General features: G+C 64.0%; 28 protein-coding genes. 12 read left to right on the forward strand and 16 right to left on the reverse strand.

Features of this window, described 5'->3' with window-relative positions; all coding sequences use genetic code 11:
• Positions 1–280 precede the first annotated feature (280 nt).
• Entirely contained in the window at positions 281–1,021 is a 741-nt protein-coding gene (locus D580_RS0113150) for a ferredoxin--NADP(+) reductase (protein ID WP_018954836.1), read from the forward strand.
• 118 nt (positions 1,022–1,139) lie between these two features.
• On the opposite strand, the gene D580_RS0113155 is transcribed toward D580_RS0113150, so the two are convergent.
• A complete protein-coding gene (locus tag D580_RS0113155) occupies positions 1,140–1,901 on the reverse strand; it encodes an alpha/beta hydrolase family protein (RefSeq protein ID WP_018954837.1) in 762 nt (253 codons plus the stop codon).
• Positions 1,901–2,374 carry a transcriptional repressor gene (locus D580_RS0113160; RefSeq protein WP_018954838.1) on the reverse strand — a complete coding sequence of 158 codons (474 nt, stop codon included), beginning with the start codon at positions 2,372–2,374 and terminating at the stop codon, positions 1,901–1,903. The genes D580_RS0113155 and D580_RS0113160 overlap by 1 nt, the downstream gene beginning before the upstream one ends.
• 122 nt (positions 2,375–2,496) lie before the next feature.
• On the opposite strand from D580_RS0113160, the gene D580_RS0113165 reads away from it, so the two are divergent.
• Positions 2,497–2,703 (forward strand): YdcH family protein, encoded by a 207-nt coding sequence (locus D580_RS0113165; RefSeq protein ID WP_018954839.1) that lies wholly within the window; start codon positions 2,497–2,499, stop codon positions 2,701–2,703.
• An 85-nt stretch (positions 2,704–2,788) separates the two neighbouring features.
• Here the strand turns inward: D580_RS0113165 and D580_RS0113170 are convergent, their stop codons facing one another.
• On the reverse strand, positions 2,789–4,084 hold the full coding sequence (locus tag D580_RS0113170; protein ID WP_018954840.1) for an NAD(P)/FAD-dependent oxidoreductase: 1,296 nt from the start codon (positions 4,082–4,084) through the stop codon (positions 2,789–2,791).
• Between the two features lie 13 nt (positions 4,085–4,097).
• Entirely contained in the window at positions 4,098–4,418 is a 321-nt protein-coding gene (locus D580_RS0113175) for a c-type cytochrome (protein WP_018954841.1), read from the reverse strand.
• 268 nt (positions 4,419–4,686) lie between these two features.
• Between D580_RS0113175 and D580_RS0113180 the strand changes: the two genes are divergently transcribed.
• A complete protein-coding gene (locus D580_RS0113180) occupies positions 4,687–4,962 on the forward strand; it encodes a PilZ domain-containing protein (RefSeq protein WP_018954842.1) in 276 nt (91 codons plus the stop codon).
• 64 nt (positions 4,963–5,026) lie between these two features.
• Here the strand turns inward: D580_RS0113180 and D580_RS0113185 are convergent, their stop codons facing one another.
• Positions 5,027–5,812: a DUF2189 domain-containing protein gene (locus D580_RS0113185; protein WP_018954843.1), complete on the reverse strand. Its 786-nt coding sequence runs from the start codon at positions 5,810–5,812 to the stop codon at positions 5,027–5,029.
• A 156-nt stretch (positions 5,813–5,968) separates the two neighbouring features.
• Here D580_RS0113185 and D580_RS0113190 point away from each other — a divergent pair, with 156 nt between their 5' ends.
• The 3 genes from D580_RS0113190 (at position 5,969) to D580_RS0113200 (ending at position 9,017) form a co-directional block, all read left to right on the forward strand.
• The gene (locus tag D580_RS0113190) at positions 5,969–6,694 is read left to right on the forward strand and encodes a protein kinase domain-containing protein (protein ID WP_018954844.1); all 726 of its coding nucleotides are present in this window, start codon (positions 5,969–5,971) and stop codon (positions 6,692–6,694) included.
• 220 nt (positions 6,695–6,914) lie between these two features.
• Positions 6,915–7,793 carry an HDOD domain-containing protein gene (locus tag D580_RS0113195; RefSeq protein WP_018954845.1) on the forward strand — a complete coding sequence of 293 codons (879 nt, stop codon included), beginning with the start codon at positions 6,915–6,917 and terminating at the stop codon, positions 7,791–7,793.
• A gap of 57 nt (positions 7,794–7,850) precedes the next feature.
• The gene (locus tag D580_RS0113200) at positions 7,851–9,017 is read left to right on the forward strand and encodes a diguanylate cyclase (RefSeq protein WP_018954846.1); all 1,167 of its coding nucleotides are present in this window, start codon (positions 7,851–7,853) and stop codon (positions 9,015–9,017) included.
• A 39-nt stretch (positions 9,018–9,056) separates the two neighbouring features.
• Here the strand turns inward: D580_RS0113200 and cynS are convergent, their stop codons facing one another.
• From cynS to D580_RS15635, 8 genes are all read right to left on the reverse strand, one after another.
• Positions 9,057–9,500: a cyanase gene (gene cynS, locus D580_RS0113205; protein WP_018954847.1), complete on the reverse strand. Its 444-nt coding sequence runs from the start codon at positions 9,498–9,500 to the stop codon at positions 9,057–9,059.
• 50 nt (positions 9,501–9,550) lie between these two features.
• Positions 9,551–10,459 (reverse strand): ABC transporter ATP-binding protein, encoded by a 909-nt coding sequence (locus D580_RS0113210; RefSeq protein WP_018954848.1) that lies wholly within the window; start codon positions 10,457–10,459, stop codon positions 9,551–9,553.
• A 10-nt stretch (positions 10,460–10,469) separates the two neighbouring features.
• The gene (gene ntrB, locus D580_RS0113215) at positions 10,470–11,303 is read right to left on the reverse strand and encodes a nitrate ABC transporter permease (protein WP_018954849.1); all 834 of its coding nucleotides are present in this window, start codon (positions 11,301–11,303) and stop codon (positions 10,470–10,472) included.
• Positions 11,304–11,307: 4 nt separating this feature from the next.
• Positions 11,308–12,690 (reverse strand): CmpA/NrtA family ABC transporter substrate-binding protein, encoded by a 1,383-nt coding sequence (locus D580_RS0113220; RefSeq protein WP_018954850.1) that lies wholly within the window; start codon positions 12,688–12,690, stop codon positions 11,308–11,310.
• Positions 12,691–12,831: 141 nt separating this feature from the next.
• Complete coding sequence (locus tag D580_RS0113225) at positions 12,832–14,436, reverse strand: sigma-54 interaction domain-containing protein (protein WP_038043727.1); 1,605 nt, start codon at positions 14,434–14,436, stop codon at positions 12,832–12,834.
• 97 nt (positions 14,437–14,533) lie between these two features.
• Positions 14,534–15,382, reverse strand: coding sequence for an ABC transporter permease (locus tag D580_RS0113230; RefSeq protein WP_018954852.1), 849 nt, complete (start codon positions 15,380–15,382; stop codon positions 14,534–14,536).
• Positions 15,379–16,626 (reverse strand): ABC transporter substrate-binding protein, encoded by a 1,248-nt coding sequence (locus tag D580_RS0113235; RefSeq protein WP_018954853.1) that lies wholly within the window; start codon positions 16,624–16,626, stop codon positions 15,379–15,381. Before D580_RS0113235 ends, D580_RS0113230 begins: the two co-directional genes overlap by 4 nt.
• A gap of 47 nt (positions 16,627–16,673) precedes the next feature.
• On the reverse strand, positions 16,674–17,465 hold the full coding sequence (locus tag D580_RS15635; protein ID WP_038043732.1) for an ABC transporter ATP-binding protein: 792 nt from the start codon (positions 17,463–17,465) through the stop codon (positions 16,674–16,676).
• Between the two features lie 401 nt (positions 17,466–17,866).
• Between D580_RS15635 and D580_RS0113245 the strand changes: the two genes are divergently transcribed.
• From D580_RS0113245 to D580_RS15640, 4 genes are read left to right on the forward strand one after another with little or no spacing between them, the layout of a single operon-like run.
• Complete coding sequence (locus tag D580_RS0113245; RefSeq protein WP_026289979.1) at positions 17,867–18,415, forward strand: OsmC family protein; 549 nt, start codon at positions 17,867–17,869, stop codon at positions 18,413–18,415.
• 37 nt (positions 18,416–18,452) lie between these two features.
• Positions 18,453–19,583, forward strand: coding sequence for an acyl-CoA dehydrogenase family protein (locus D580_RS0113250; protein WP_018954856.1), 1,131 nt, complete (start codon positions 18,453–18,455; stop codon positions 19,581–19,583).
• A gap of 12 nt (positions 19,584–19,595) precedes the next feature.
• On the forward strand, positions 19,596–19,988 hold the full coding sequence (locus D580_RS0113255; protein ID WP_018954857.1) for a DUF302 domain-containing protein: 393 nt from the start codon (positions 19,596–19,598) through the stop codon (positions 19,986–19,988).
• Complete coding sequence (locus D580_RS15640) at positions 19,981–21,378, forward strand: FAD-dependent oxidoreductase (protein ID WP_018954858.1); 1,398 nt, start codon at positions 19,981–19,983, stop codon at positions 21,376–21,378. The genes D580_RS0113255 and D580_RS15640 overlap by 8 nt, the downstream gene beginning before the upstream one ends.
• 36 nt (positions 21,379–21,414) lie before the next feature.
• Here D580_RS15640 and D580_RS0113265 read toward each other — a convergent pair whose 3' ends face one another.
• Positions 21,415–22,629 (reverse strand): helix-turn-helix transcriptional regulator, encoded by a 1,215-nt coding sequence (locus tag D580_RS0113265; RefSeq protein ID WP_018954859.1) that lies wholly within the window; start codon positions 22,627–22,629, stop codon positions 21,415–21,417.
• 204 nt (positions 22,630–22,833) lie between these two features.
• Between D580_RS0113265 and D580_RS0113270 the strand changes: the two genes are divergently transcribed.
• A complete protein-coding gene (locus D580_RS0113270) occupies positions 22,834–23,607 on the forward strand; it encodes an alpha/beta fold hydrolase (protein ID WP_026289981.1) in 774 nt (257 codons plus the stop codon).
• Between the two features lie 61 nt (positions 23,608–23,668).
• Here the strand turns inward: D580_RS0113270 and D580_RS0113275 are convergent, their stop codons facing one another.
• Together D580_RS0113275 and D580_RS16605 are read right to left on the reverse strand one after the other, a co-directional pair.
• Positions 23,669–23,962, reverse strand: a complete 294-nt coding sequence (locus tag D580_RS0113275) for a hypothetical protein (protein WP_018954861.1) — start codon at positions 23,960–23,962, stop codon at positions 23,669–23,671.
• 790 nt (positions 23,963–24,752) lie between these two features.
• A complete protein-coding gene (locus D580_RS16605) occupies positions 24,753–24,893 on the reverse strand; it encodes a hypothetical protein (RefSeq protein WP_018954862.1) in 141 nt (46 codons plus the stop codon).
• Positions 24,894–24,980: 87 nt separating this feature from the next.
• Between D580_RS16605 and D580_RS15650 the strand changes: the two genes are divergently transcribed.
• Positions 24,981–26,042 (forward strand): hypothetical protein, encoded by a 1,062-nt coding sequence (locus D580_RS15650; RefSeq protein WP_155999854.1) that lies wholly within the window; start codon positions 24,981–24,983, stop codon positions 26,040–26,042.
• Positions 26,043–26,192: the final 150 nt, after the last annotated feature.

The following is a 26,192-nucleotide window of genomic DNA, read 5'->3' on the forward strand; positions in this document are numbered from 1 at the left end:
CGCCTAGGAGCCTGTCGGACTTAGGTGCCCGTAGCGAGCCGAGTGGGAGAGTGAGGCCATTTTTTCGATCGTTTGAGGAGAATAGCCGTCGCTATTTGACGAAAAGGATCGGAAAAATGGACCGCTCTCCCACCGGCGCAGTAGGTGCAGCCTAAGTCCGACAGGCTCCTAGGGGGTGAGCTAAGTTCCCCATGCCAATGATTTTTCTCGGGTTGAAAGCGCAGGGGGCAATCACCAATCTCTAGGGTAGTCACTCCAGACGAATCATCGGAGGGGTCTCATGGCGGGCTGGCTGGAAGGCACGGTGGTGGAACGCAAGCGCTGGACCGAGCGCCTGCACTCCCTGCGTCTGGAAGCGCCGGTGGAGCCTTTCCAGGCCGGGCAGTTCAATCGTCTCGCCCTGGACATCGACGGCGAGCGGGTGGGTCGGCCCTATTCCTACGTGAACGCCCCGGGGCAGTCGCCCCTGGATTTCTATTTCATCACCGTGCCCGGCGGCCCCCTGAGCAATCGGCTGGCCACGCTCGAGCCCGGCGACACGGTGCAGCTCATGTCCCGTGCCCAGGGTTTCTTCACCCTCTCCGAGTTGCCCGATGCCCACATCCTCTGGCTCATGGCCACCGGCACCGCCATCGGTCCCTACCTGTCCATGCTGCGCACGGAAACCCCCTGGCAGCGCTTCGAGCGCATCGTGCTGATCCACGCGGTGCGCCAGGCCGAGGAGCTGACCTACCGGGACGTGATCGACAGCTTCCGGGACTACGGCCGCCAGTTCCAGTTCGTGCCCTTCGTGAGCCGGGAGCGGCACCCCGGCGCCATGCCCGGTCGCGTGCCGGCGGCCATCAGCGACGGCTCCCTGGAACGCCGCGTGGACCTGCCCCTGTCCGCCGATGCCGCCCAGGTGATGCTGTGCGGCAACCCCGACATGGTGCGCGATACCACGGAGGTGCTGAAGGCGAGGGGCATGAAGAAGAATCGGCGCAGGGAGCCGGGGCATATCACCACCGAGCACTATTGGTAGTGCTCGGTGGTGAGTGGCTAGTCTCAAGTGGCTAGTGGCAAGGAAGGCGAGAAACCCCCCTCTCCCTCAGGGAGAGGGTTGGGGTGAGGGCGGTTTCCTTGCCACTTGAGACTTGCCACTAACCACTCAGATATCTCGACGACCAGGCATCGATTACGCCCGCCACATAGTCCGCATCTGCCGCATCCGTCAGCAAATGATCCATGTCATCCAGGGACACGAAGCTCTTGGGGTGGCGGGCGATCTGGAACAGATGACGGGCGTGGTGGATCTCCACCACCGGGTCTCCGGGGGCGTGCATGACCAGCAGGGCGCACCGCAGGGTGCGCACCTTATCATCCAGTTTCGCGGCCTCGATGTCGGTGAGGAAGTCCCGGGTGATGCACAACTGCGAGGGGCCGATCTGTACCCGGGCCGCACCGTCCCTGCGGATCTCGTCCACCTGTTCAGAGAAGTGGTGGCGGATGTGGGCCGGTTCGCTGGGAGCGGCGATGGTGACTGCGGCGCGCACCGAGTCGATCTCGCCGGCGGCGGCCAGGACGGCAGCGCCTCCCAGGCTGTGGCCGATGAGCAGGGCCGGCGCCCGGTTGCGGGAGGCCATCCAGCCGCAGGCGCTCAGGATGTCCGCCACGTTGGCGCTGAAATGACTCTTCTCGAACTCCCCGCCGCTCTCGCCGATGCCGGTGAAGTCGAAGCGCAGCACGCCGATGCCCCGTTCCGCCAGTCCGCGGCTGACGCGCACCGCGGCCAGGCTGTCCTTGGAACAGGTGAAACAGTGGGCGTAGACGGCCCAGGCGCGGGGGGTGACAGAGGGAATCTCCAGCTTGCCCGCCAGTTCGATGCCCTGGGCGTTCTCGAAGCGAACGTTTTCCGTGGCCATCAGTTGGCCTTGTCTATGGTCTGGCAGCGGGCGCACAGCCCGCGCACCTCGACGATGCGCTCCTCCACCAGAAAGCCCTGACGTTCCGCCTCCCGGTCCAGTGCCCGGCTGACGCTGTCGTCGCCGCACTCGCTCACTTGTCCGCAGACCCTGCAGATGAACAGCTGGGACTGGTGGCGCTTGTGGGGGCGGTCGCAGCCCACGAAGCCGTTGAGGCTCTCGATGCGGTGGATGAGCCCCTGTTCCAGCAGGAAGTCCAGGGCCCGGTAGACCGTGGGTGGTTTGACCGTGTGATCCGCGGAGCTGAGCTGACGGATCAGGTCGTAGGCCTTGACCGCCTCGTGGCTCTGCCAGATCTCCTCCAGTACCTGGCGGCGCAGGGGCGTGAGCTTGACGCCGCGCTTGGCGCAGATCTGGTCCGCCCGGGTCAGGGCCTCGTCGATGCAGGCATCGTGGTTGTGTTCGTGTTCCATGGCCAACCTTCGTACCGGTTGCGCCCGGTCCTGTCAATGTCGACTGTCTAGAGCGTGTTCCACTGGTGTCTGTACGGCTGATTTGTGATGATTACGAGGAGATCACCTGCCGAGACCCCTTTGTGCACCAGGAAGACATCGAAGCGATCAGACAGCGTCTCACCGAACTGCGGGTGGAGCACCGTGATCTGGACGAGGCCATCGCCCGTCTGGCGGAGGGGGTGTTCGTGGACCAGTTGCAGCTCAGCCGCCTGAAGAAGCGCAAGCTGCTGATCAAGGACATGATCGCGCGGCTGGAGAGCAAATTGATCCCGGATTTGAATGCATGAAGCCGCTAGAGACAAGTGGCTAGAGGCAAGAGACAAGAATAAAAAACGGCGCCCTGGGGCGCCGTTTTTTATTGCTACCCGGGGATCAGCCCCAGATGTCGGTGGTGATGCTGTCGTACCAGCCGCGGGTGTAGTTGGCCTCCATGCGGCGGAAGTTGCGGTCCGCATCGGCGGGGCTTACGCCACCGGAACCCGGCACGCCCTTGATGGAATCGTCCAGGAACTGGTAGACGGCTGCAACACTGATGCCCCAGTCGGGGGTGACCAGGCTGTAGCAGGTGTTCACCATGGACGGCGCGATGGGGTCACGGCCCCTCAGCGCATTGACGATGGCCGCGGCCACCAGCTTGCCCTGGCTGTTGGCGGAATGCCCGGACTTGGGCATGGCGCCGGCGATGCTGGAGTCGCCGATCACGTGGATGTCCGTGTGAATCGAGGATTGGAAGGTCACCTGATTCACCGGGCACCAGCCGGTGTCGTTCACCAGGGAGGCGCTGTGGGCGATCTCGCCGGCCCGCTGGGGCGGGATGTAGTTGAGAACATCCGCCTTGAAGCGGTTCAGGCCACCGTCGGAGATGGCCGTCTTGCTGGCCACGTCGATGCGCTCCACCTGGCCACCACGGCTGCTGGGCACCCACTCGATCATGTTGCCGTAGTTCGCTTCCCAGCCGGCCAGGAACAGACCCTGCTTGGAGAAGTTTTCCTTGTTGTCCAGGATCAGGATCTTGGAACGCGGCTTGTGGGTCTTGAAGTAGTGGGCCACCATGCTGGCGCGCTCGTAGGGTCCGGGCGGGCAACGGAACGGGTTGCCCGGGGCCACCATCACGAATACGCCGCCGTCGGGCATGGCCTCCAGCTGACGGCGCAGGATCTCCGTCTGGGGACCGGCCTTCCAGGCGTGGGGGATCTGATTGGTGGTGGCTTCACTGGTGCCCTCGGCGGCGGTGGCCCAGTTGAAGCTGATGCCGGGCGCGACCACCAGTTTGTCGTAGTTCAGCACCTGGCCGCCGGCCAGGGTCACCCGGTTGGTCTCGGGGTCGATGGCGGTGACCGTATCCTGGATGACGTTGACGCCATGCCTGTCCCTGAGGTTGCCGTAGGTCTGCGCGATGTCGTTCATCTGGCGCAGGCCGCCCAGCACCCAGTTGCTGCCGTAGCAGGTGTGGTAGGTGGCGTTGGGTTCCACCAGGGTGACGCGGATGTCCGAGTCGAAGTGGCGCAGGTACTTGGCGGCCGTGGCGCCGCCGGAGCCGCCGCCCACCACCACCACGTGTGCGCCCCTGGCCTTCTCGCCGCCGGGCATCTGGGCGCAGGCCGCCAGCGCGGTGGCGGCACCACCGGCACCCAGGGCCTTGAGGAAATGTCTGCGTGAAATGCTCATGATCGTGCCCCCCTTAGCGTCGCGTGGTGTCGAAGTAGTCGGCGAGGAGTGCGATCTCCTCGTCGGTGTAGCCAAGGGCATGACGGTTCATGACCGTGGCGGCACGGGTGCCATCACGGAAGGCCTTCATGTTCTGGATCATGAGCTGGCGCGGGTAGCCGTTGACCAGCGAGGGGATGGTGGCGTCGGGACCACCGGCCACGGAGCCGTGGCAGGCCAGGCAGGTCTTGGCCATGAGCTGGCCTCGTGTGACTTCCGCCAGCGCGGATTGGGAGACGGCGAGTCCTCCCAGGGACACGGCCAGGGCAACGGCCGCAAGTTTTGCGTGTTTCATGGTGTCGATCTCCTCCAGGAACAGTTGTCTGTCTTTATTGGTTTTGATCGACGGGTGCGCAAGCCCGCCTTTTCGTGTGGTGCCCGGCGCGTGAGTCCGGGACCGTGTTTCTCAACGCATTGACCTTCCGGACTGGCTTGGCGTCGATGGCACTGATTTTTTATAGCACAGGGGCATCGCGCCGCAAAACAAGCAAATGCTGATATAGGCCTTGATTTGATAGGCCGCGCTTGTCATAAAGGTGCTGTTATCCGGGCTGAGAAAATCCATGAATACCGACAGACGCAGACATCCGCGCATCCCCATGGAAGTCGAGGTGGAACTGCATGTGCCCGGCGAGGTACTGCGGGTGGTGCGTACTCGGGATCTCAGCGGCAGCGGATTGCTTCTGCTGATGGACGCTGAAGGGCGTCCGGCCATAGGCACCCGCGTGCAGGTGCGCGTGGTGGGCGCACTGGGGGACGGCGAGGCGCCGCCTCTGGTGCCGGCCACCGTGGTGCGCGATCTTCCCGGGGGTGTGGCGGTGGCCTTCGAGGGTTTCTAAGAGACCCGCACCCCCATAAAAGAGAGGGCCAGTGGCCCTCTCTTTTATGGGTTGTTTCACGCCTTTAGGCAATCACTTCCCGGTCCACCAGTTCCCGGTAGGCGTGCCAGCTGGCATGCCCAAGCAGCGGCAGGATGAAGATCATGCCCACCAGGAAGGTGGCGAAGCCGATGCCGATCAGCACCACCAGCATCAGGGCCCAGAGGATCATGGGTGCGGGGTTGTGCTGCACCACCCGGATGCTGGTCATGACGCAGGTGATCACGTCCTGGCGGCGCTCCTTCATCATGGGCAGGGTGACCACGCCGGTGATGAACACCAGCAGGGCCGCCGCCGCACCGCTCAGGGTGAAGACGAGCAGGAAACCGAAGCCCTGTTCCGTGGTGATCAGCGCCATCCAGCCTTCCTGGAGTTTGTCGGGCACCCCCTCGAAGAACAGCGCGATCATCAGGCTGGTGAAGCGGATCCAGGCGATCATGATGATGCCCAGAAACACCGTGTACAGGGAGATGCCCAGGGGGTTGCGCCGCCAGGAGGTGAGGGTGTCCATGAGCGTGATCGGCTCGCCGCGCTCCTGGCGCCGGCTGATCTCGTAGAGGCCGAGGGCGGTAAGCGGCCCCACCAGCAGGAAACCTGCCATGAAGGTCATCACCAGCCAGGGGTCGTTCCAGGCCCCGGTCAGCAGCATCACCCCGATCAAGCTGAAGAACAGGCCATAGCCGAGACTCAGGCCGGGCGTGCGCTTGATGTCCTTGAGGCCCGCAGCCAGCCAGTGGTAGGGGCGGTCCGGGGCGACCCGGTGTAGCGTGGGGATGTGAATGCTGGGTGAGGTATTGATGACCTTGTCCATGTACTCCCTCCTGTAGAAATGTGGCTGGGCAGGACCAAGCCAGGTTCGGCACTCTCGGCGGGCCTGTTACAAGATGTATAGTTCGGATTGTTGTCCTCTTCCACGTCCGGCCTGCCGAAATGCGGGCCATTAGCAATCGGCATACAGGGTCGCTTCATGGGCGGGTCAGTCAGGTCGTTCAATCTGGAGCCGGGTCAGCGCCTGCTGGACAAGTACCTGGTGATGGATCGCCTCGGTGCCGGCTGGGAGGGTGAGGTCTACCGGGTGCGCGAACTGGCCACGGGCATCGAGCGCACCGCCAAGTTCTTCTTCCCCCAGCGTAATCCCCGCGACCGGGCCGCCATCTTCTACGCCCGCAAGCTGCACAAGCTGCGCCAGTGTCCCATCGTGATCCAGTACTACACCCGTGAGCGCATGGTGCTCGACGGCGTGACGGTGAGCTTCCTGGTGTCCGAGTTCGTGGAGGGGGAGCTGCTGTCCGCCTTCATCCGGCGCCAGAAGGGCGGGCGGCTCTCCCCCTTCCCGGCCCTGCACCTGCTGCATGCCCTGGCCCGGGGCATCGAGTGTATCCACCAGATGGGCGACTATCATGGCGATCTGCACTCGGACAACGTGATCGTTAGCCGTTACGGCCTGGGTTTCGAACTGCGCCTGCTGGACCTGTTCCACTGGGGTCGACCCCGGGCGGAGAACATCCACGATGACGTGGTCAACCTGATCCACATCTTCCACGAGGCCCTGGGCGGCAAGGCCCACTACGCCCGCCTGCCGCCGGAGATCAAGGCCATCTGCTGCGGGCTCAAGCGCAGCCTGATCCTGAAGAAATTCCGCACCGCCGGTCAGTTGCGGGAGTACCTGGAAACCATGGAGTGGGGCCGGTAGCGGGTCAGAACGGGGAATTTCAAAAGGTTGCCTTGCATCATTATGGTCGAGGTATCGCGGCGGAGAGATCCGCGGTCTGACGGGCCTTCCCAATCCCGCAAGTGATGAATGGTCTTACTGGTGTGACGGGCGTACGCTCTGTTATTCAAGGCGGCCTGGGTCACCCGTGTATACTGAGAGATCAGAAGCACAACAGCGAGTTGCTGCAGCGATCCAGCCCATGAACCCGGCCCAGACTCTAGCCCAGCATCCAGACCCCGGCGTGCGCGTGCGCCAGCTGCAGTCCCTGGCGCCGCTGCCGGTGGTGGCCCAGCGCCTGCTGGCGGACCTGGACCGTAAGGACCTGAGCCTCGGCCAGCTCTCCGAGGTCATCGAGATGGACCCGGCCCTGACGGCACGGATCGTGGGCCTGGCCAATTCCGCCTATTTCGCCAACCGCCAGCCGGTCTACAGCGTCGGCGATGCTGTGGGCCGGGTGCTGGGCCTGGACATGGTGCGCAACCTGGCCCTGGGCATCGTGCTGAGCGGTCCTTTCGACACCCAGGCCTGCCGGGCCTTCGACGCGGAACGGTTCTGGTTCACGGCCATGGCCACCGCCACCCTCTCTGTTCCGCTCTTGGGTTTGGTCAGGGACAGAGAGCCCGTGGCCGGCGAGTGGGCCTACCTGGCTGGGCTGCTCCACGAGCTGGGGTTGCTAGCCCTGTGTGCCCTGTTCCCCGCCGAGATGTCCAAGGTGCTGTCCCAGACGGATGCCGCTAAACCCCTTGCCGTGCGAACCCGTCAGGCCCTGGGTATCGATGCGATGGAGGCCGGTGCGGTATTGGCCCGCCGTTGGAAGCTGCCCGAGGGGGTCGCCGTGGTGATGGCCCATTACGATGCCCCCGGCTACCAGGGCCCCCACAGCCAGCTCTCGGCGTTGGTGGGTCTGGCCGCCTGTCTCGCCGTGAGCCTCCACCAGGGGCGGGACGATCCTGAACTGCGCAGGCCCTGGCTCTTGACCCTGGGGCTTGGCGAGGAAGACATCACCCCCTTGTTGCAGAGAAACCAGCCCAGGGTCGAGGCCCTGCGGGCACTCGCGCGCCAACTGGCGCATCCCTGAAAGCCCCCATTGCCACGACCATGATCGGGTCCCGCGTCGCAACCCAGGACGATCGCCATGGATAACGCCACCCTGGTGGAGGCCTACCGGGACACCCAGCAACGCCTGCTGGGTCTCATGGAATGCCTCTCCGCGCTGCAGGATCTCTCCAGCCTCGATCTCAACACCCCCGACCTGGGTGAACTGCTCAAGGCTGCCCTCAGGGCCTTGCTGGAGAACCAGGGCATGGAGCGTTGTTCCGTGTTTCTGAATGAGGGGGGCGTGCTGATCAACGCCGCCGGCATGGACTGGTCCGACCTCATGGGTGCGGACGTCGGTTCCCGGGAGTCTTCGATTGCCTGCCTGCGGGTAGGCGAGGGCCTCATGGGGCTGGCCGTTGCCAGCGGAGAGATCCAGCGCTGTGACGACTGCGCTGGAGATGCCCGTTTCGCCGATCTGGGCAACAAGGTTCCCGTGGGCAGCCTGGTGTGCCTGCCCATCCGCCAGAGTGACGAGGTGCTAGGTGTGCTCAATGTCTCTCACCCGGAACCCCATTTCTTCAGCCAGGACCGGGAACGCCTGTTGCGCCTGTTCAGCGTCTACCTCGGTCAGTCCGTGACCTACTGGCGCCACGCGCACCAGATGGAGGCGGTCATTCGGGAGCGCACCGCGGAACTGCGCCAGGCACTCGATCAGGCCCAGGAAATGCGCGAGCGCTATGAGGCCCTGGCGGTGGTGGATGACCTCACCGGCCTGAACAACCGGCGCTTCTTCTTCCCCGAGGCCCAGGCGGCCCTGTCCCGCACCCGCCGCCATGGCCAGCCCTTCGCGGTGCTGGCCCTGGACCTGGATCACTTCAAGCGGGTCAACGACGACCACGGCCACGCCTGGGGAGACCGGGTGCTGCAGGACGTGGGCGCCGCGCTCAAGTCCATGCTGCGCGAGGGCGACATCCTGGCGCGCTTCGGCGGCGAGGAATTCATGTTCGCCCTGCCCGGCACCGACCTGGAAGGCGCCATGTCCTTGGCGCAGCGCATCCGCGCGCGTCTGGCGGAACTGTCCTGGAACGTGGGCGACCGCAGCCTGATGGTCACCGCCAGCATGGGCGTTTCAGGTCTGGGTGCAGATGAAGAGGCGGAAGGCGGCAGCCACGAGATCCTGGACCGCCTGGTGGCCCAGGCCGACGAGGCCCTGTACGGCAGCAAGCACGCGGGACGTGATCGGGTGACGGTGGGCTCATCCTGAAACCAGCCCGGCGACCTTGAGGTCGCCGGGCGATGTCAATTACCAGCTGCGGTAGGGCAGGAACTTCCCGTTCATGGTGACCTTGACCCGGTCACCCTTCGGGTCCTCGACCTTCTCCACGTGCATGCTGAAGTCGATGGCGCTCATGATGCCGTCGCCGAACTTCTCCTGGATCACCTCCTTCAGGGTGTCGCCGTAGACGCCCACGATCTCGTAGAAGCGGTAGATCAGCGGGTCGGTGGGTACGGTCTGGTCCCACACCTTTGTGGGGAAGGCCTGCAGGGCCTTGGAGACCTCCTCGCCCAGCTTCAAGTAGCTGCACAGCCCGTCGGCGGCCTGTTTGTTCAGGTGGTTCATGCCCAGGCAGGCGGAGGTGACATACACGGGCGCGAGCTCGGCGGCCTCGGCGATGCCTTCCCAGGTGGCGCCCATGGCCTCCTTGGCTTCGATGATCGCCTGAGTCATGTCTTTCTTGCTCATCATGGTCTTATTCTCCGGTCTCGTTGTCGGGGGGGGGGTTGGCTGTCGATGGATCAGGCCGAGGCAGGCACGGCACGGGGGCCCAGCGGCCGGCCGCCTGACTCGGCCACGGGGTTGACCTCCCGGGGCTGGACGGGCGCGTCGCTGCGCGGGGACTCGATCTTCGCGCCCTGCAGTTCGCGGCTGCGGTTGACGAGGAAATCCACCAGGTGATTGCGGATGGCGTAATAGCCGGGATGCTGATGCAGGGTGGCCCGGTCGCGAGGGCGGTCAATGTCCACCTTCACCGACTCGGCGATGCGCGCCTCGGGACCGTTGGTCATGAGCAGGATGCGGTCCGAGAGCAGGATGGCCTCGTCCACATCATGGGTGATCATGAACACCGTCTGCTGGGTGCGACTCCAGATCTTGAGCAACTCGTCCTGGATCACGCCACGGGTGAGCGCGTCCAGCGCGCCGAAGGGCTCGTCCATCAGCAGCAGTTTGGGCTCGATGGCGAAGGCCCGGGCGATACCGACGCGCTGGCGCATGCCACCGGAAAGCTGCGAGGGTTTTTTGTGTTCGGCACCCTTGAGGCCGACCATCTCCAGGTAACGGGCGGCGTGTTCTCGGACCTTGCTCCTGGACCAGCCGGGCCAGCGGGAGCGTACCGCCATGCACACGTTGTCTAGAGCGGAGAGCCAGGGCAGGAGACTGTGATTCTGGAAGATCACGCCCCGGTCCAGGCTCGGACCCTTCACCTCCTTGCCGTCCATGATCACCGTGCCGTCGCTGGCCTCGTCGAGACCTGCGAGCACGTTGAGGATGGTGGACTTGCCGCAGCCGGAATGACCGATGATGCAGACGAACTCGCCCCTATCCATCTGGAAGTTCACCTGATCGAAGACGGTGATGTCCGCCTGACGGCCTGGCTGCGGATAACGCTTGGCCAGGGACTCGATCTGCAGGAAATGCTTGTTCATGTGGTCTCCTTCAATCCTGATAGCGGACCAGTCGGCTGGCCTGGGCCAGCATGCCGTCCAGCAGCATGCCGATCACGCCGATCATGATGATGGCGAAGATCACGCTGGCCAGATCCAGGTTGTTCCATTCGTTCCAGACGTAGTAACCGATGCCGGTGCCGCCCACGAGCATCTCGGCTGCCACGATCACCAGCCAGGAGATGCCGATGGAGATGCGCATGCCAGTGAGGATGGTGGGCGCAGCCGCCGGCAGGATCACCGTGAAGGCGGTGCGCAGCTTGGACATCTCCAGGGTGCGGGCCACGTTAAGCCAGTCGCGCTTGACGCTCGCCACGCCGAAGGCGGTGTTGATGAGCATGGGCCAGATGGAACAGATGAAGATCACGAAGATGGCCGATGTGCCGGAATCCTTGATGACGAACAGGGCCAGCGGCATCCACGCCAGCGGCGAGATGGGCTTGAGCACCTGGATGTAGGGATTCATGGCCTTGTTGAGCACCGGCGACATGCCGATCACGAAACCGAGCGGTACCGCCACCAGCACGGCGAGGGAGAAGCCGGCCATCACTCGGGCGATGGAATACATCAGCTGCAGGCCGATGCCCTTGTCGTTGGGTCCACCGTCATAGAAGGGCCGGCTCAGTTCCTCGACGGCATGAGAGAAGATCACCGAGGGCGGGGGAACCCCCGTGCCGGAACCGCTGATGCCCATCAGCATCTCGTACTCGGTGAGCTCCCCGCTGGAGCCTCCCTGGGAGCTGATGGACAGCTCCCACAGGCCCAGGGCGACGATGAGGAAAGCCAGCGACAGCAGGGCTGCGCGCAGGTTCTGGCTGGCGATCATGGCCTCAACTCCTGCGGATCGCGAAGCTGTTGACGTAGCCTTCGGGATCGTTGTAATCGAATGCCTTGCCCATCACCGTGAAGCCCTTGTAGGTCTCCTTGGGCGGCTCGTAACCCAGCTCGCGCATGATCTCGGCGCATTCGCTGGCGAGGAATACCTGCTCGGCAACAGCGTGGTAATCGATGTCGCGGCGCAGGTAGCCCCAGCGCTTCATCTGGGTAAGGATCCACACGCCCATGGAGTGCCAGGGGAAGGGGTCGAAGTCCACGCGGCGCGGGTTGTCCACGATGTTGCCCAGGCCATCCGCGAAACGACCGGTGAGGACCTGTTCCACCACTGGCACCGGCTGGTTCAGATAAGCGGTGGGCGAGATGGCCTCGGCGATCTCCTTGCGGTTTTCCTGCTTGGAGGCGTAGTGGGTTGCATCCACGATGGCGCGGAACAGGGCACCGTAGGTGTTGGGCATGGACTCGGCGAATTCCCGCGAGCAGGAGAAGGCGCAGCAGGGATGGCCGTCCCAGAGCTCCTCGGTGAGCAGGTGGATGAAACCCACGCGCTCCCACACGGCGCGCTGGTTGAAGGGGTCTGGGCCGAGGAAGCCGTCCAGGTTCTCGGCGCGCAGGTTGGCCACCATCTCGGGCGGCGGCACTACGCGGATCTGGATGTCCTGGTCCGGGTCCAGGCCGTGCTCGGCCACGTAGTAGCGCAACAGGAAGTTGTGGATGGAATACTCGAAGGGCACGCCGAAGCGGAAGCCCTTCCACTGTTTCGGGTCACGCTTGTCGGCGTGCTTGTTGTGCAGGGTGATGGCCTGGCCGTTGATGTTCTCGATGGCCGGCACCGTGAAGGACTGTGCCGTGGAGCCCAGTCCCAGGCTCATCGCGAGCGGCATCGGCGAGAGCAGGTGCGAGGCGTCATATTCCTTGTTCAGGGACATGTCGCGGGCCACCGCCCAGCCGGCGGTCTTGATCACGTCCACATCCAGACCGTACTTGCTGTAGAAGCCCATGGGGTGAGCCATGATGATGGGCGTGGCACAGGTGATGGGCACGAAGCCTACGCGCAGTTTTTTCTTCTCCAGAGGACCCAGGCTGTCCTTGACCGCGGCCTTGAGAGCATCCATGGGAAACACGCTTGCGAGCACCGCGGCAAAGGCGCTGCCGCCGATGAGCTTCATGAAGCGCCGGCGGTTCATCTCATCATGTTCGAAGACCGAGCGAACCACCGCGCTTTCAACGGCGCGGTCGATGATGGCCTCGTCGTCCAGGGTCTCGGCCTCGGCTGCGTGGTGATGGCCGTGATGACAGATGCCTCGCGCATGATCGCAGCGCGAGTGGCTCAGGTCTGATTCCGGATCATAGGGGTTGCCAAGGCTCTTGATGCTCATGGGCAGTGCTCTCCGTTGGGTGTTGTGCTGCCCAAGGAGTCATCAACATTCGTGCCAATGTGTCGAAACCTGCAGTTGGCGGGTACTTCGATGGGCCAAAGACGACGCTTTGTCGTCAATGTCGGCTTTGTCTGCGGTGCTTCATAATTCCAGCTTCTGGATGCGGTAACGCAGTTGCCGCGGGGTCAGACCGAGGCTCAGGGCGGCCCGGGTCTTGTTGCCCGCGCATCGTTTCAGTGCCTCGAGGATGCGGTCTGCCTCATTTTCGTGCACAGGCAGATAGGGACGGACCGACTGTGCGCGTGGCCCGGTGTCGGAGCGGGCCGGCTCATGGGTGGGCTCGAAGGCGCTGCGCACGACGCGTGACTCGCTGTTCAGGATGGTATCCATGACAGCACCGTCGATGACGCCATCCATGCAGGTGAGCACGGCGCGCTCGATGACGTTTTCCAGTTGCCGGACGTTGCCGGGCCAGTCGAAGGCCTCGATGCGCTCCAGGGCGCCGTCACCGAAGACCACGCTGCAGCCGTGGCGATGATTGAATCGGGACAGGAAGTAGCGCGCCAGCAGCCGCGCATCGCCGGCCCGGTCGCGCAGCGCAGGCAGGTGCAGGGGGATCACGTTGAGCCGGTAGAAGAGATCCAGGCGGAAGCGACCCTGGTTCACGGCATCCTGCAGGTTCTGGTGGGTGGCAGTGATGATGCGCACGTCCACGGGGATTTCCTTCATGCCGCCGATGGGCTGGATGGTGCGTTCCTGCAGTACGCGCAGCAGCTTGGATTGCAGTTCCAGCGGCATGTCGCCGATCTCGTCCAGGAACAGGGTGCCGCCATCCGCCTGAGCGATCTTGCCGGGCTTGGCGTGGCTCGCGCCGGTGAAGGCGCCCTTCTCGTGGCCGAACAGCTCCGATTCCAGCAGGCTTTCCGGGATTGCCGCGCAGTTGATGCACACGAAGGGCATGTCGCGGCGCTGACTGGCCATGTGCACCATGCGCGCCAGCTTCTCCTTGCCGGTGCCCGATTCGCCGGTGATCAGCACCGTGGCCTGGGTGTCCGCGACGCGGTGCGCCTGCTTGAGTACGTGCCGAATGGCGCTGCTCTCGCCCAGCACGCCGTAGACACTGCCCTGGGTGTCGAGCACGTTTTTGAGATAGCGGTTCTCGGTGACCAGTTCGGCGGTGCGTTCCGCCACCAGGGTATTGATGTGCAGGATCTGGCCGATGGTGGCGGCCACGACCCTGAGCACGTCAAGATCCGCGTGGAAGCTGCGCTGACGGCGACGCAGGCGATGCACGGCGAGCACGCCCACCACCTGCCGGTCCCGCTGGATGGGCACGGCGATGTAGGCCACGGTCTCCTGGGGCAGGGTGCTGCGGTCCACGGCCCGGGCCAGGTATTCGGGCTCGTTGTCGATGTCCTGGATCAGGGCCACCTGACCAGTCTTGAACACGCGCCCGGTCACACCCTCGCCCAGGTTGTAATGCCCCCGGGCTATCTCGGACTCGGTCAGACCGTAGGCATGGCGGATGATCAGCTTGCCGCTGACCGGATCGGGCAGGAGCACCCGGCCCCGGTTGAGCCCCAGCAATTGCGACAGCAGGCCCAGGATGCGATGGATGGCGTTCTCCGTGTCGAGGGACCGCCCGATGAGTTTCGCCATCTCCAGGAATACGGTGATTTCCTGGTCGCGCTGGGGGTCCTCGCTGGCGGCTGCCGGTGTGTTCCCGGCCTCGGTGATGGCATGCATGGCGGATACGTCCTCTGGGTTGCCATCATTGCCCATACAAGAATCCTGCCATTGCATGGAACGTCCGGGCAGGTGGAGCCTGCCCGGAGGCAGTGCCTCAGTCCGCCTGGCGCCAGCTGGTGCGCTTGATGAGCTTCACGCACACCGCGTCCAGCAGATAGCCGATCATGCCGATCACCAGCACGATGGCGGCCAGCTTGTCGTACTCGAGGGTGTCGCGGGCATCGTTGATGGCATAGCCCAGGCCCGAGGTCACGCCCAGGTACTCGGCGGGCACGAGGACGATCCAGGCCACGCCCACCGCCAGCCGGATGCCGGCGAAGATGTCCTGGGAGACCGCCGGCAGCACGATCCGGCGCAGCATCTGCGGGCTGTCGGCGCCCAGGTTGCGCGCCACCTTGAACCACAGCGGGTCGATCTTCTGCACCCCGTGGGCGGTGGCGTAGGTGATGGGCCAGACCGCCGCCACGGCGATCAGGAAGATGATGGCCGCATCCCAGGTGGCGAAGGCGAGCACCGCGATGGGCATCCAGGCCAGCGGGCTGATCATGCGCAGAAACTGGAACGGCACGTGGGTGATCTGCCGCGCCACCGCCCAGTAGCCGATGCCGATGCCGAGCGGCACGCCGATGAGGATCGCCCAGAGCAGGCCGAAGCCCACCCGTGACAGGCTCGATGCGATCGGGTCCCAGACGGCGCCGCTCGCCACCATCTGGTACAGAGCGGCGAAGGTGGGCCCCGGGGCGAAGTCGGCGAAGGCGTAGAGGTCATCATTGTTGGCGATGATCCAGCCGCCGTACCACCACACGGCCAGCAGGCCACCGATGCCCAGGGCCGGGTATATCAGGCCCTGGCGCAGCGGCTCCATCCATCCGGCCGGCCAGGATTTTCGCCTGGCGGTGGGCAGCGGGCGGATGCCCGCCGCGTTGACAGTGTCGGTGCTCATAGGCGGATCACCTCCTCGCGCACGAAGGGGTTCTCCAGGTCGATGCCGGGCGCGTTCTGCCAGGCGGGATAGGTGGCCATGGCCTTCTTCACGAACTCGTAGTTCACCAGGTCCTCGGCGACGAACTCGGGGTTGAGGCCCGACAGGAAGGTGGTGTCACCGCCCACGAGGGTTTCGTTCATGGCGCCCACCAGGAACTTGGTGGCCGAGGGGTAGGGGTAGGGGGAGAAATCGATGCGTCCCACGCCCCAGTCTGCATGGCGCAACGAACCCTGGGCCCGGTAGTCGGGGGTGTCATAGTGGGTCATGGCGCGCACCACCACGTCGGCGGGCATGGGCAGGTACTGCTTGCCGTCCCGGGACAACATCACGGCCACCTCTTCCTTGTTTTCCTGGATGTAGCCCTGGGCGCGCACGATGGCGTTCATCACCTTCTGGGTCCACTCCGGCTGTGTGGTGACCACCCGCTCGTTCATGCACACTACGCAGCAGGGGTGGTTCTTCCAGATGTCGCCGGTGAAGCGCAGCAGCTTGCCCTGGGCACGCAGCTCGCCGGCGGCGTTGAAGGGTTCGGCGACGATGTAGGCGTCGATGGAACGGGCCGCCAGTGCCGGCGGCATGTCCGGCGGCGGCATGATCATCAGGTTCACCTCGTTGGGGGCGAGCGCCGCGCGCTGGTCGCGGATCACGGGGGTGAGACCCGCATCGCGCAGCGCCATCTGCAGCACCACGTTGTGCATGGAATACCAGTAGGGCACGGCCACGTGCTTGCCGCCCAGGTCGGCGAAGCTGTCCGCCTGCACATGCCGGCCCACCACCACGCCGGAGCCGTTCACGTGGGCCCAGGACATGATCTTCACCGGGAAGCCGTTCTGGTAGCGCATCCATATGGGGATGGGCTTGAGCAGGTGCACCAGGTTGAATCGTCCAGCAGTGAATGCCTCCACCAGGGGTGACCAACCGCGGATCAGGGTGGGCTGTTCCACCCTCAGTCCTTCCTCCTCGTAGTAGCCCATGGCATGGGCTGTGAGCAGGGCGGCGGCATCGGTGATGGGGATGTAGCCGATACGCAGCACTCCGTCGAACTCGCCGGCGGACTGCGCAAACAGGCTGGCCGGGCCGAGCAGCCCGCTGCCGGCGATGCCGCCGGCGGCCAGGGCGCGCATGAAGCTGCGCCGGGAGAGCGGCTTGGACAGCAGCTCGTCCACTTCGGCGTCATGGTGGTGATGATCGCAATTGCACATGGTCGTTATCCCCGTGATGAATGATGGTGGTCTGGCGTGAGTGGCATTCAGGCCGCCTTGATGCGCGGCTCGGTCTTGGAATTGCGTTGCGGCAGTTCGACGGTCTCGCCGAAGTGCTTCATGAGCTGCTCGCGCAGGGCGACGAATTCCGGCGCGCTACGGTTTCTCGGGTAGGTCAGGTCGACGGACATCTCGTTTTCGATGCGTCCCGGGTTGGCGCTCATGATCAGCACCCGGTCCGCCATGGCCACCGCCTCCTCGATGTCATGGGTGACCATCACCATGGTCAGGCCCTTGTCCTTGACGATGCCGGTGACCTGGTCCTGCAGGGCGGTGCGGGTGAATGCGTCCAGCGCGGAGAACGGTTCGTCGAGCAGAAGGAGTTCGGGCTGGGTGGCGAGGCTACGGGCCAGGGCAACCCGCTGCTGTTGTCCGCCGGAGAGCCGCTGCACGTTGGTGTCCGCCAGTTCCCTGAGCCCCACGGTCTCCAGCAATGGATCCACCCGCTCGGCGATGAGTTGCTTCTGGCCCTGGAACAGCAGACCCAGCGCGGTGTTCTCCCGCACGCTCATCCAGGGATACAGCGAGGGCTTCTGGAACATCATGTTCCACTTGGGGGAGGGCCTGGTGATCTGGCGTCCGTTGATGCGCACGCAACCCTCGCTGGGCTGCAGCAGGCCAGCGAGCATGTGCAGCAGCGTCGACTTGCCGCAACCACTGCGCCCGATCAGTGCCACGGTCTGGCCTGCTTCGATGGTGGCCTCGACCGCTTCCAGGGTCGGTTTGCTCTGACCCTTGTAGTGATGGGTGATGTAATCGATGGAGATGAATGCGGGCATGAAAGGGGTCCCCTCGCCGATGGCTTTGCTGGAATCCCTTTCAATCCCCATGCCAAGCGGTGGCGGCGAGTCGATGCGCAAGCCTCAAAAAGAGACTCCGCAGGCCGGCAGCCCGCGCCGTGCATGGATTCGCAACCGCTTGTGATCCAAAGGTCGGCAGTCAGAAGTCGGTATGTAGGGCTGGATGACGACGCTCGCCTGGCCGGACAATTCGTCTGATTTGTCCATCTTGTCATGTGACAAAGTGTCGGTAGCCATCGGACAAATCAGGTAAAAACCGCATTCCAGCGTCGTCTGCACCACTTGGCATGCTCTCTGCACTGGCTCAGGGCACGGGCAATTGCCCGTTGACCGAATCCAACAGCGGGGCACAAGGCCCCAAGCCCAAGGAGTCAGACATCATGTCCGCAACCGAGAAGACCGTCACCGCCACCCTGTCCCCCCTGCGCCCCATCGACAAGCAGGGCCTCATGGCCCTGTCCGGAAAGGGCAAGGCCAATCCGGGCAGCGTGGTGACCCTCAAGGCCACCACCGTGTGCGAGGGGCAGTTCCGCAACCTCACCTATGTGCGCAATCTGCCCGCCCATGTGATCGACGAGCCGCCCCACTTGCTGGGTGAGGACACCGCGCCCAACCCCTCCGAGGCCACGCTCGCCTCTCTGGGCGCCTGCCTGTCCGTGGGCATGCATGCCAATGCGGTGGCGCGAGGCATCACCCTCACCAAGCTCGAGCTGGAACTGGAAGGGGACATCAACGTGACCGCCGTGTGGGGCGTGGGAGATCTCGATCCCGCCAAGCCCCTGGGTTTCACCGATGTGCGCGTCAAGGTGACCCTGGAAGGCGATGCCAGCCGCGAGGAACTGGAAGACCTGGTGGCCCATGCCAACCACTGGTCGCCGGTGGCCAACACCCTGCGCAACCCGGTCAAGGTCGACGTTTCCCTGGCCTGATACGGAGGACGTTTTCATGTCGAGTCCCCAGCCAATCATGGAGGGCCGCCCCGGGTTGACCGGGGCGGCTGATGCCGCCAGCACCGTTCACGTCCGGGACCTGGAGTCCCTGGCGCGGATCGATCTGGCGCCGCTGGCCCCGCGCATCGACCGCGAGGGTCTCTACCCCGAGGCAGTGCTGCGCGCAGCCGGTGCCGCCGGTGCCTTTCGTTATCACCTGGCGAGTCAGAATCCCGCGGGCACGACCGATATCGCCGCCGCAGTGGACGCCATGGCGGTGCTCTCCGCCGAGTGCATGTCCACGGGTTTCTGCGCCTGGTGCCAGGATGCCTGCGCCTGGTATGTGGAGAACTCCGCCAACGAGGCTCTCAAGCGCGAGGTGTTGCCCGGCCTGTCCCGGGGCGAGTTGCTGGGAGGCACCGGCCTGTCCAACCCCATGAAGCATTTTTCCGGCATCGAGAACCTCAAGCTCTCGGCACGCCCGGTCTCGGGCGGCTTCGTGGTCAACGGCATGCTGCCCTGGGTCTCCAACCTGGGCGAGGATCATTACTTCGCTGCCATCTTCCAGGTGGAAGGTGGTGACGGCCGCGCCGTGATGGCCCTGATCCACTGCTCTGACGAGGGCTTCAGCCTGGAGCCCTGCAAGGAGTTCACGGCCCTGGAAGGCACGCGCACCTTCGGCTGCCGCTTCAAGGACGTGTTCGTGCCTGAAGATCGTGTGCTGGCGGACCCGGTGGCGCCCTTCATCCGCCGCATCCGCTCCGGTTTCATCCTGCTGCAAATGGGCATGGGCCTGGGCGTGGTGGAAGGCTGCATCCGCGACATCCGAGAATCGGGCCAGAGCCTGTCCCATGTGAACTGTTATCTGGATGTGCAGGCGGAGGACCTGGAGACCAGCGTGCAGGATGCCCGTGCCGCGCTGCGGGTGCTCGCCGAGACACCCTTCGACGAGAGCCGGGACTATTTCCGCGAGGTGCTGCAGTTGCGTCTAGCGGGCTCCGAACTGGCGCTCAAGGCCTCCCAGGCGGCCATGCTCCACGCCGGTGCCCGGGGCTACCTGGCCCATGCGCCGGCCCAGCGCCGGCTTCGCGAGTCCTATTTCGTGGCCATCGTGACCCCGGCCATCAAGCACATCCGCAAGGAGCTGGCCAAGCTCGAAGCGGCCTAGAGGATCTCAATCATGCTGAAACGAACCACCCCCCTCGACGTGGATGAAACGGTCGCCTGCCTCAAGCAGGGCATCGAGGCCCAGGGCATGCGCCTGGTCAGCCACATCAACGGCCAGGCCAATGCCGCGCGCATCGGCAAACAGGTGCCCGGCGACCAGGTGCTGGAGGTGTTCCGGCCCGATTTCGCCATCCGCGTCTGGGAGGCCTGCAAGCCCGCCGGTATCGAGATCCCGGTGCGTATCCACGTCTATGAAGACGGCGAGGGCATGACCCGGGTGGCCTGTCGCCCACCCAGTGCCCTGTTCGCCCGCTATGAGAGCACCCCGCTCAACGCCATCGGTCTGGAACTGGACGTGATCTTCGAGGCGATTCTCGACTCGGTGCCGGAGGTGGTCCATGCCTGAAGCCTGGCGCCGCTACGTCTGCGTGGTCTGCGGCTACGTCTACGACGAGGAAAAGGGCGATCCGGAACACGGCCTGGCCCCGGGTACCCGTTACGAGGCCATCCCCGACGACTGGGCCTGTCCCGATTGCGGCGTCACCAAGGCGGAGTTCACGCTGATACGCGAGGCGCAGCCGGTGGCCGGTGCGGCGCGTCCGACTTCGTCGACCGTGGCCAGCCTCGATCCCCGCGCCGTGGTGATTCTGGGTGCGGGCATGGCGGGCTGGGCGGTGGCGGAGCGTCTGCGCGCCCTGGACAGCCGTCGTTCGATCATCATGATCACCCGGGACGCAGGCGATGTGTATCACAAGCCCCAGCTCTCCAATGCCTTCGCTCGCAAGCAGGGTCACAGTGACCTGATCCACACGTCCGGCGCGGAGAAGGCGCAGGCACTGGGCATCACGCTCATGGCCCATACCCGGGTACTGGCCCTGGATCTGGAGCGCCGTCGAGTGATCACCGCGAGCAAGGGCGTCCCCTTCGCGGACCTGGTGTTGGCCACCGGTGCCCGCCCCCTGCCGCTGCCGGTGCCCGGCGGTGAGCTGGCGCTCGCGGTGAACCATCTCATGGATCACCGGATCCTGAGGGAACGCCTGGCGGAGCTGCCGGGTGCCACGGTCGCCGTGATCGGTGCTGGCCTGGTGGGTTGCGAGTTGGCCAATGATCTCGCCCTGTCCGGTCACGCCGTGGAATTGCTGGAGCGTGAGTCCCGGCCGCTTGCACAGATCATGCCCGCCGAAATGACCGGGCAGCTCGAGGCGTCGCTCTCCGCCCGCGGCGTGCGCTTCCATGGCAACGCCTCGGTGACCAACATCGAAGTCGCAGAGGGCGGTGGCTTCCAGGTCCACTGTATGTCAGGGGAGACCATCAGGGCGGACCTGGTGATCCGCGCCCTGGGCCTTGCCCCCGACACCAGCCTCGCCCGGGGCGCGGGCCTCGCCACGGGCCGAGGCATACGGGTAGACGAGCGCCTGCTCACCTCCGTCCCGGGGGTCTATGCCCTGGGTGACGGCATCGAACTGGACGGGCGGTTGCGCCCCTACGTGCGTCCGTTGCTGGAGCAGGCCGCCGTGATCGCCGCGAGGCTTGCTGGTGATGATGCGCGCTATCGTCCGTCACGGGATCAGGTCAACGTGAAGACCACCAGTCTGCCATTGCTGGTAGTCCCTCCGACTGGGAGTGAAACTGGGGTGTGGCTTGTGGTCCGCCGGGATGAGGCCGGCTGGGAGATGCACTGTCGGGACGGGGAGGCCCTGATCGGCTACGCCCTGAGCGGCGACAAGATTGCCCACGCTGCCGTACTAAATGCGTTAATGAAAGACCAAGCCACGGCCAAGGCCTCGGCCGCCTGATGCTAAGACCCCTAGGGAGGCCGGTTTGGGCCCCGCTCAGCCCGCCTGCCGGAGCGTTGATGTACCCGTCTGGTTCTGAGCGTCTTGATTGCCTCCGCCCAGTCGCGAACCTCCTGTAAGCAGCACGCAGGCCAGTTCCGACTGGCGCCGGGCGCCCGTCTTGCGGAAACACTGTTTCAACTGGGTGCGGATGGTGTTGGCGCTGGTGCCGACCAGGGTGGCGATCTCCGGCACGTCCTGACCCTGGGCCACCAGGGCCGCGGTACGGGCCTCGGCGGCGGTCAGTCCGTACATCTCCATGAGCAGTTCCCGATCCAGCTCCGGCGTGCGCAGGGGGTCGTGGATGAACATGGCCAGGTGGCTGGGCACCGGCACCAGTTGCAGCGCGGGCATGTCCGGGTGCAGCGGGCTCAGGATCAGCTGAAGATCCGGCAACCCGGCCCGCGGGATGCGCAGGCAGGAGGGCCGTGCGCTGCCCTGTGAGATGTGCGACAGCTGGCGCAGGATACGCCGCCTCAGACTGCGGTCCGCCGGCTGCCCTGCGATGTGCAGGCGGTTCTCCGCAAGGCGTAATTGATCGCAGTGTTCGATGAGGTGCCTGGCCGCCTCGCTCACGAAATTCACCTCTCCGTTCTCGCCGAGCAGCAGGAAGGGCAGACCCTGCTGGTCTGCCACGTCACGCACGGCAGCCACTTCCTGGCGCATCGCCTGCAGCTGGCGGGACAGGTGCAGGCCGCGCTGGATGTGAGGAATGAGCCGATTGATCGCCTCGGTTTCGGCGGCGGTGAAGTGCCCCTGGTCCCGGGTGCGCTGGACCAGCAGCTGCACGGTGAGTCCCGTTTCCTGGAACACCGTGCCGCAGATGCCGTGGTGGATGTCGATGCCCCGGGCCCAGTCGTTGAAGAACTCGGTCCGGTAGTACTCGGGCTGCCGGCAGGAGAAATCGAGGAAGGTGGAATAGAGCCGGCCGGGGCGCTTCTGCGCCAGTTCGGGGCGCCAGGGACAGGTGTTGACGAAGTGACACACGTAGGCCTGGTGGGCATCGTCGTCGATGTTCACCTTGTGGCTGGTGTTGACCTGATCGGCCCGGTCGTTGAGAAACAGCAGGCGGGCCGAGCGCCCGTGGCTGGCCTCCACCAGCTCATCCAGAAAACGCTGCCAGACCTCGGGGTGGTCCACGGTCTCGTAGAGGGTGTCCAGCAGAAGGGGTGTCCGGCGATCGAGATGGATAAGCGTCTGTCGCTCGTTCATGAGTCTTGACGGTCCCTGCAGCGCCTTTCCTGAGCGCTACTGTTTTGCGTATTGGTTCACATTTCGCTGCCTGTTATTGTAATCATAGGTCAGCGGTAATATGCGAAATATGAATGTAGATAAATGGGGGCAAGTTCGGGATGAATGGCCAAAAACGGCCAGACATGCCCGGCATGACGTCCGCCGCCTTCAGGGAGAACGCAAATGACATACCAGAAAATGACTTTCCCCGGCATTGCCGGCCAACAGCTGGTGAAGGATCTGGGCGGCGAGGGCAGTCAACCCATCCTGTTCATCCACGGCTGGACCTGCCGCCGGGACTACTGGGCGCCGCAAATGGCAGACCTGGCTCGGGATTACCGGGTGGCGGCTCTGGACCTGAGCGGTCATGGAGAATCGGAAAGCGAGGGTCGCACCGACTGGAGCGTGACGGGCCTGGCGGAGGACGTCACTGCGGCCCTGGAGGCCCTGGGCGCGGAGGATGCCGTGCTGGTGGGCCATTCCATGGGCGGCACGGTGGCCCTGGAGGCGGCGCGCACCGATACAGTGCGCGCCGTGGTGCTGGTGGATACCTTCGTGCTTCCCTATGGGGATCTCTCCGAGGCGGACGCCCAGGGCATCGAGACCCCGTTCCATGAGGATTTCGCCGCCGCCATGGCCGGCCTGGTGGACAACACCACGGGCCCCGCCATGGACGAGGCCACTCGAGCCCGCCTCAAGCATGAGATGGCCGCCGCCGACACTGCCTGGGCCCTGCCCCTGTGGCGCGACCTGCTGCGCTGGAGTCCCGAGCCGGCGTTCGGTGCGCTTGAGATTCCCATCCATGCCATCAATGGCGACCTGATCCCCGAGCCCGCCAGGCAGCGTTGTGCCGGCCGGGTCACCGAGTGGCACATGCCCGGCACCGGGCATTTCCCCCAGATGGAGATGCCGGAGGCCTTCAACCGGAAGCTGCGGGAAGTACTCGCCGCCCTGTAGGAGGCCTGACCTCGGGCCGAACAACACCGCCGGGTGCCCGGCGGTGTGCCCCCATGGATCGTTACGCGCGGGTGTTGACCCAATGATGGTGTTGAAAGTGGTACGACAACCGGCTCCCGTGGCGATCGATCAAGGTCAGTTGCTGGCTGCCGCCAAAGAGCTTGACCCGCTCTTCGTAATGCACCCGCTTCCCGTCGATCACCGCCACCATGCCTTTGATGTTGCCATGGTTAAGCGAATAGCTTGATCCCACTGCGGGCAGTGCCGACTCGGATGCTGTGGTGCCGGGTCGGTTGAGCCGCAGGCTAACGTGGCTCAACAATGAGAAATCAGAGAACAGCGTGGTGGGGAGCATGCGGTTATCCTTGAGGTTAACTGATGAGGGATATCCAACGGTATCGGCAGACGACGGCAGAACTTAAGTTTTTGGCAGTGGGTAGTGGGGTCGGACCAAGACAAGCGCATGTTTTTATGGGTATTTCTGCTCAAAAACTTCTCGATTAGCGCCTTAGAGCACCAATTGTTGGTACAAAGCCGGCCCTGTAAACAGGAGAGACCTCGCGCACGCAGGCCCTGTCGTCCACGACCTCGATCGCACCCTTACGCTGATTGAATGCTTGCCCAACCCGACCCGCGATCAGCTGCATCGCCGGGGTGATCTCGCCACGCCCTTGATCGCGCACAGGCCCTAGGCCGCATATCTCACCGGTCGGACACCGGCTGGCGCGCAACAGATTGATACTGACGTGGAATACCTTGAAATGGTCGCCAAGCTCAGCATCACAGGCTGTTCCCGCCGGTGTCCTATCGCGGTTCAGGCTCGTCTTCGCGCCCGTAGGCTTGCTCTTCACTCAACCCATAGCTACAGCTATGGGTTTCGCTCCAGAGCGGCGCCTACAGACACGAATCCTTCGCCTGCTCCCGCGATACCGGTGAGATATGCGGGCCAGCGTCTGCGGGCCTCATACAGCCAGTAGCGCCAAAGCATTCGGTCGCGGACAAACGCCAGCAGAAACTCCCGCTTATGGCAGCGATGGGTGATATGCCAGACATGACCCGGCGGGAAGTGGCGATTCGCGCGCGTCATGGGTTCCCTCCTTGGAACGTCCGTTTGGGCGCAGAAATTGCGGCTTTAAGGCCGTATTTCAGCCGATTTTCCGGCACTTTATCAAACGAATCAGACGGTTGCCGTGGTCCGACCCGGCGATTTCACCGATTTCCATGACCAATCTATCCTTCTGCTGTTTCCACTTGTCCTCAATTTTGCGGCGCTCATCGTGCTTCACCGAAACGAGCTCCGTCGAAAATTTCTGAAAAGTTCAAGTATTGCGGTGGGTTGCTTGTGCAACCATTGCCGCCTTGACGTCGCGCGCATGTTCATCACCCATTTGGGTGATGAACATCCACGCCCAGTTTGTTTCCCTGTTGGAGCGAGAGAAGTCGCAGGCTTCTCGATCAGCCATTGTTCAATGACGAAAGGGGAACTCAAGATGAATTTTGCAAAATGGGGTGTGGGGGCCGCGTCAACCGCCCTCGTGTTTGGAGGTCTGGTGACAGGTTGCGGAGGCGGCAGCAGTGATGGCCCATCGGGAACGGAGCTTTCCACCGGTGTGTTTGTGGATGCCCCCGTCATCGGTCTGGATTATTCCCAAGATGGCCGGTCCGGCTCAACCGATGACGATGGGCAGTTTTTCTTCGATCCTGCAGCCGGAGACATCACCTTCTCTGTGGGCGACATAAACATCGGCGCGGTCCCTGGTGCTTCGCGGGTGACTCCCTACGACTTTGGTGATGAGACGGTTGCCGTAAATATCGCGCAGTTCCTCCAGAGTCTCGATGAGGATGGTGAGCCCGGTAACGGTATTGATGTCTCTGGAGCGGCAGCCATGTTGACCGACCTGTCGCTTGAATTCACATTGTCGGCTGAAGACTTCGAGGTTGCGTTGCAAAGTGTGATGGAAAATTCAGGTCTTTTGGCGACTGGCTATTCGGTTGTGGACAGGGAGTCTGCGCAGCATGCCCTTGAATTGGGCACCGAGGACAAATTTAATTTCGCCGAGATCGACAACCGCGTCTTCTACTACCAGATTGGCGACAGCACGTCATTAGATGACCGGGGCATCATCATTTTTCAATTGGATGGTGCAGAACGATTCGGTGGCCTCGATAGCCTGTCCGACTTCGAGGAAAACGGTGGCGACGGTTACGGCGTCGAGTTCACTTGGGACATCAATGGTGACGGTCAGATTGAACTCTTTATCGACGGTGTTGATGAAGACCGCGACATCATCACGCGTCTTTCTGCTGTGAGTGTACCCGACAGTTGCATAAATCCGGCACGGTTTTACAAGAAAACGGCTTATATACGGTACGACCTGCCTGTTGCACGGCTGTTGCTGGACCTCACCAAATGTGAAGTCCAGAAAACGGCCTAAATCGGTGCGAGAAGATGGCTTGCACGCATAAAAAAACGGTCTCGAAGTTGGTAGAATTGGTGGCACCACACCGTCCAACAAAACCAACGGAGACCGTCTGGATGAAGTGTAGCAGAGCCGCCGTTCATCGCAAGACCCATCGCATTCCCG

The sequence above is a fragment of the Thioalkalivibrio sulfidiphilus genome (assembly GCF_000377945.1).
Lineage (GTDB): Bacteria > Pseudomonadota > Gammaproteobacteria > Ectothiorhodospirales > Ectothiorhodospiraceae > Thioalkalivibrio_A > Thioalkalivibrio_A sulfidiphilus_A.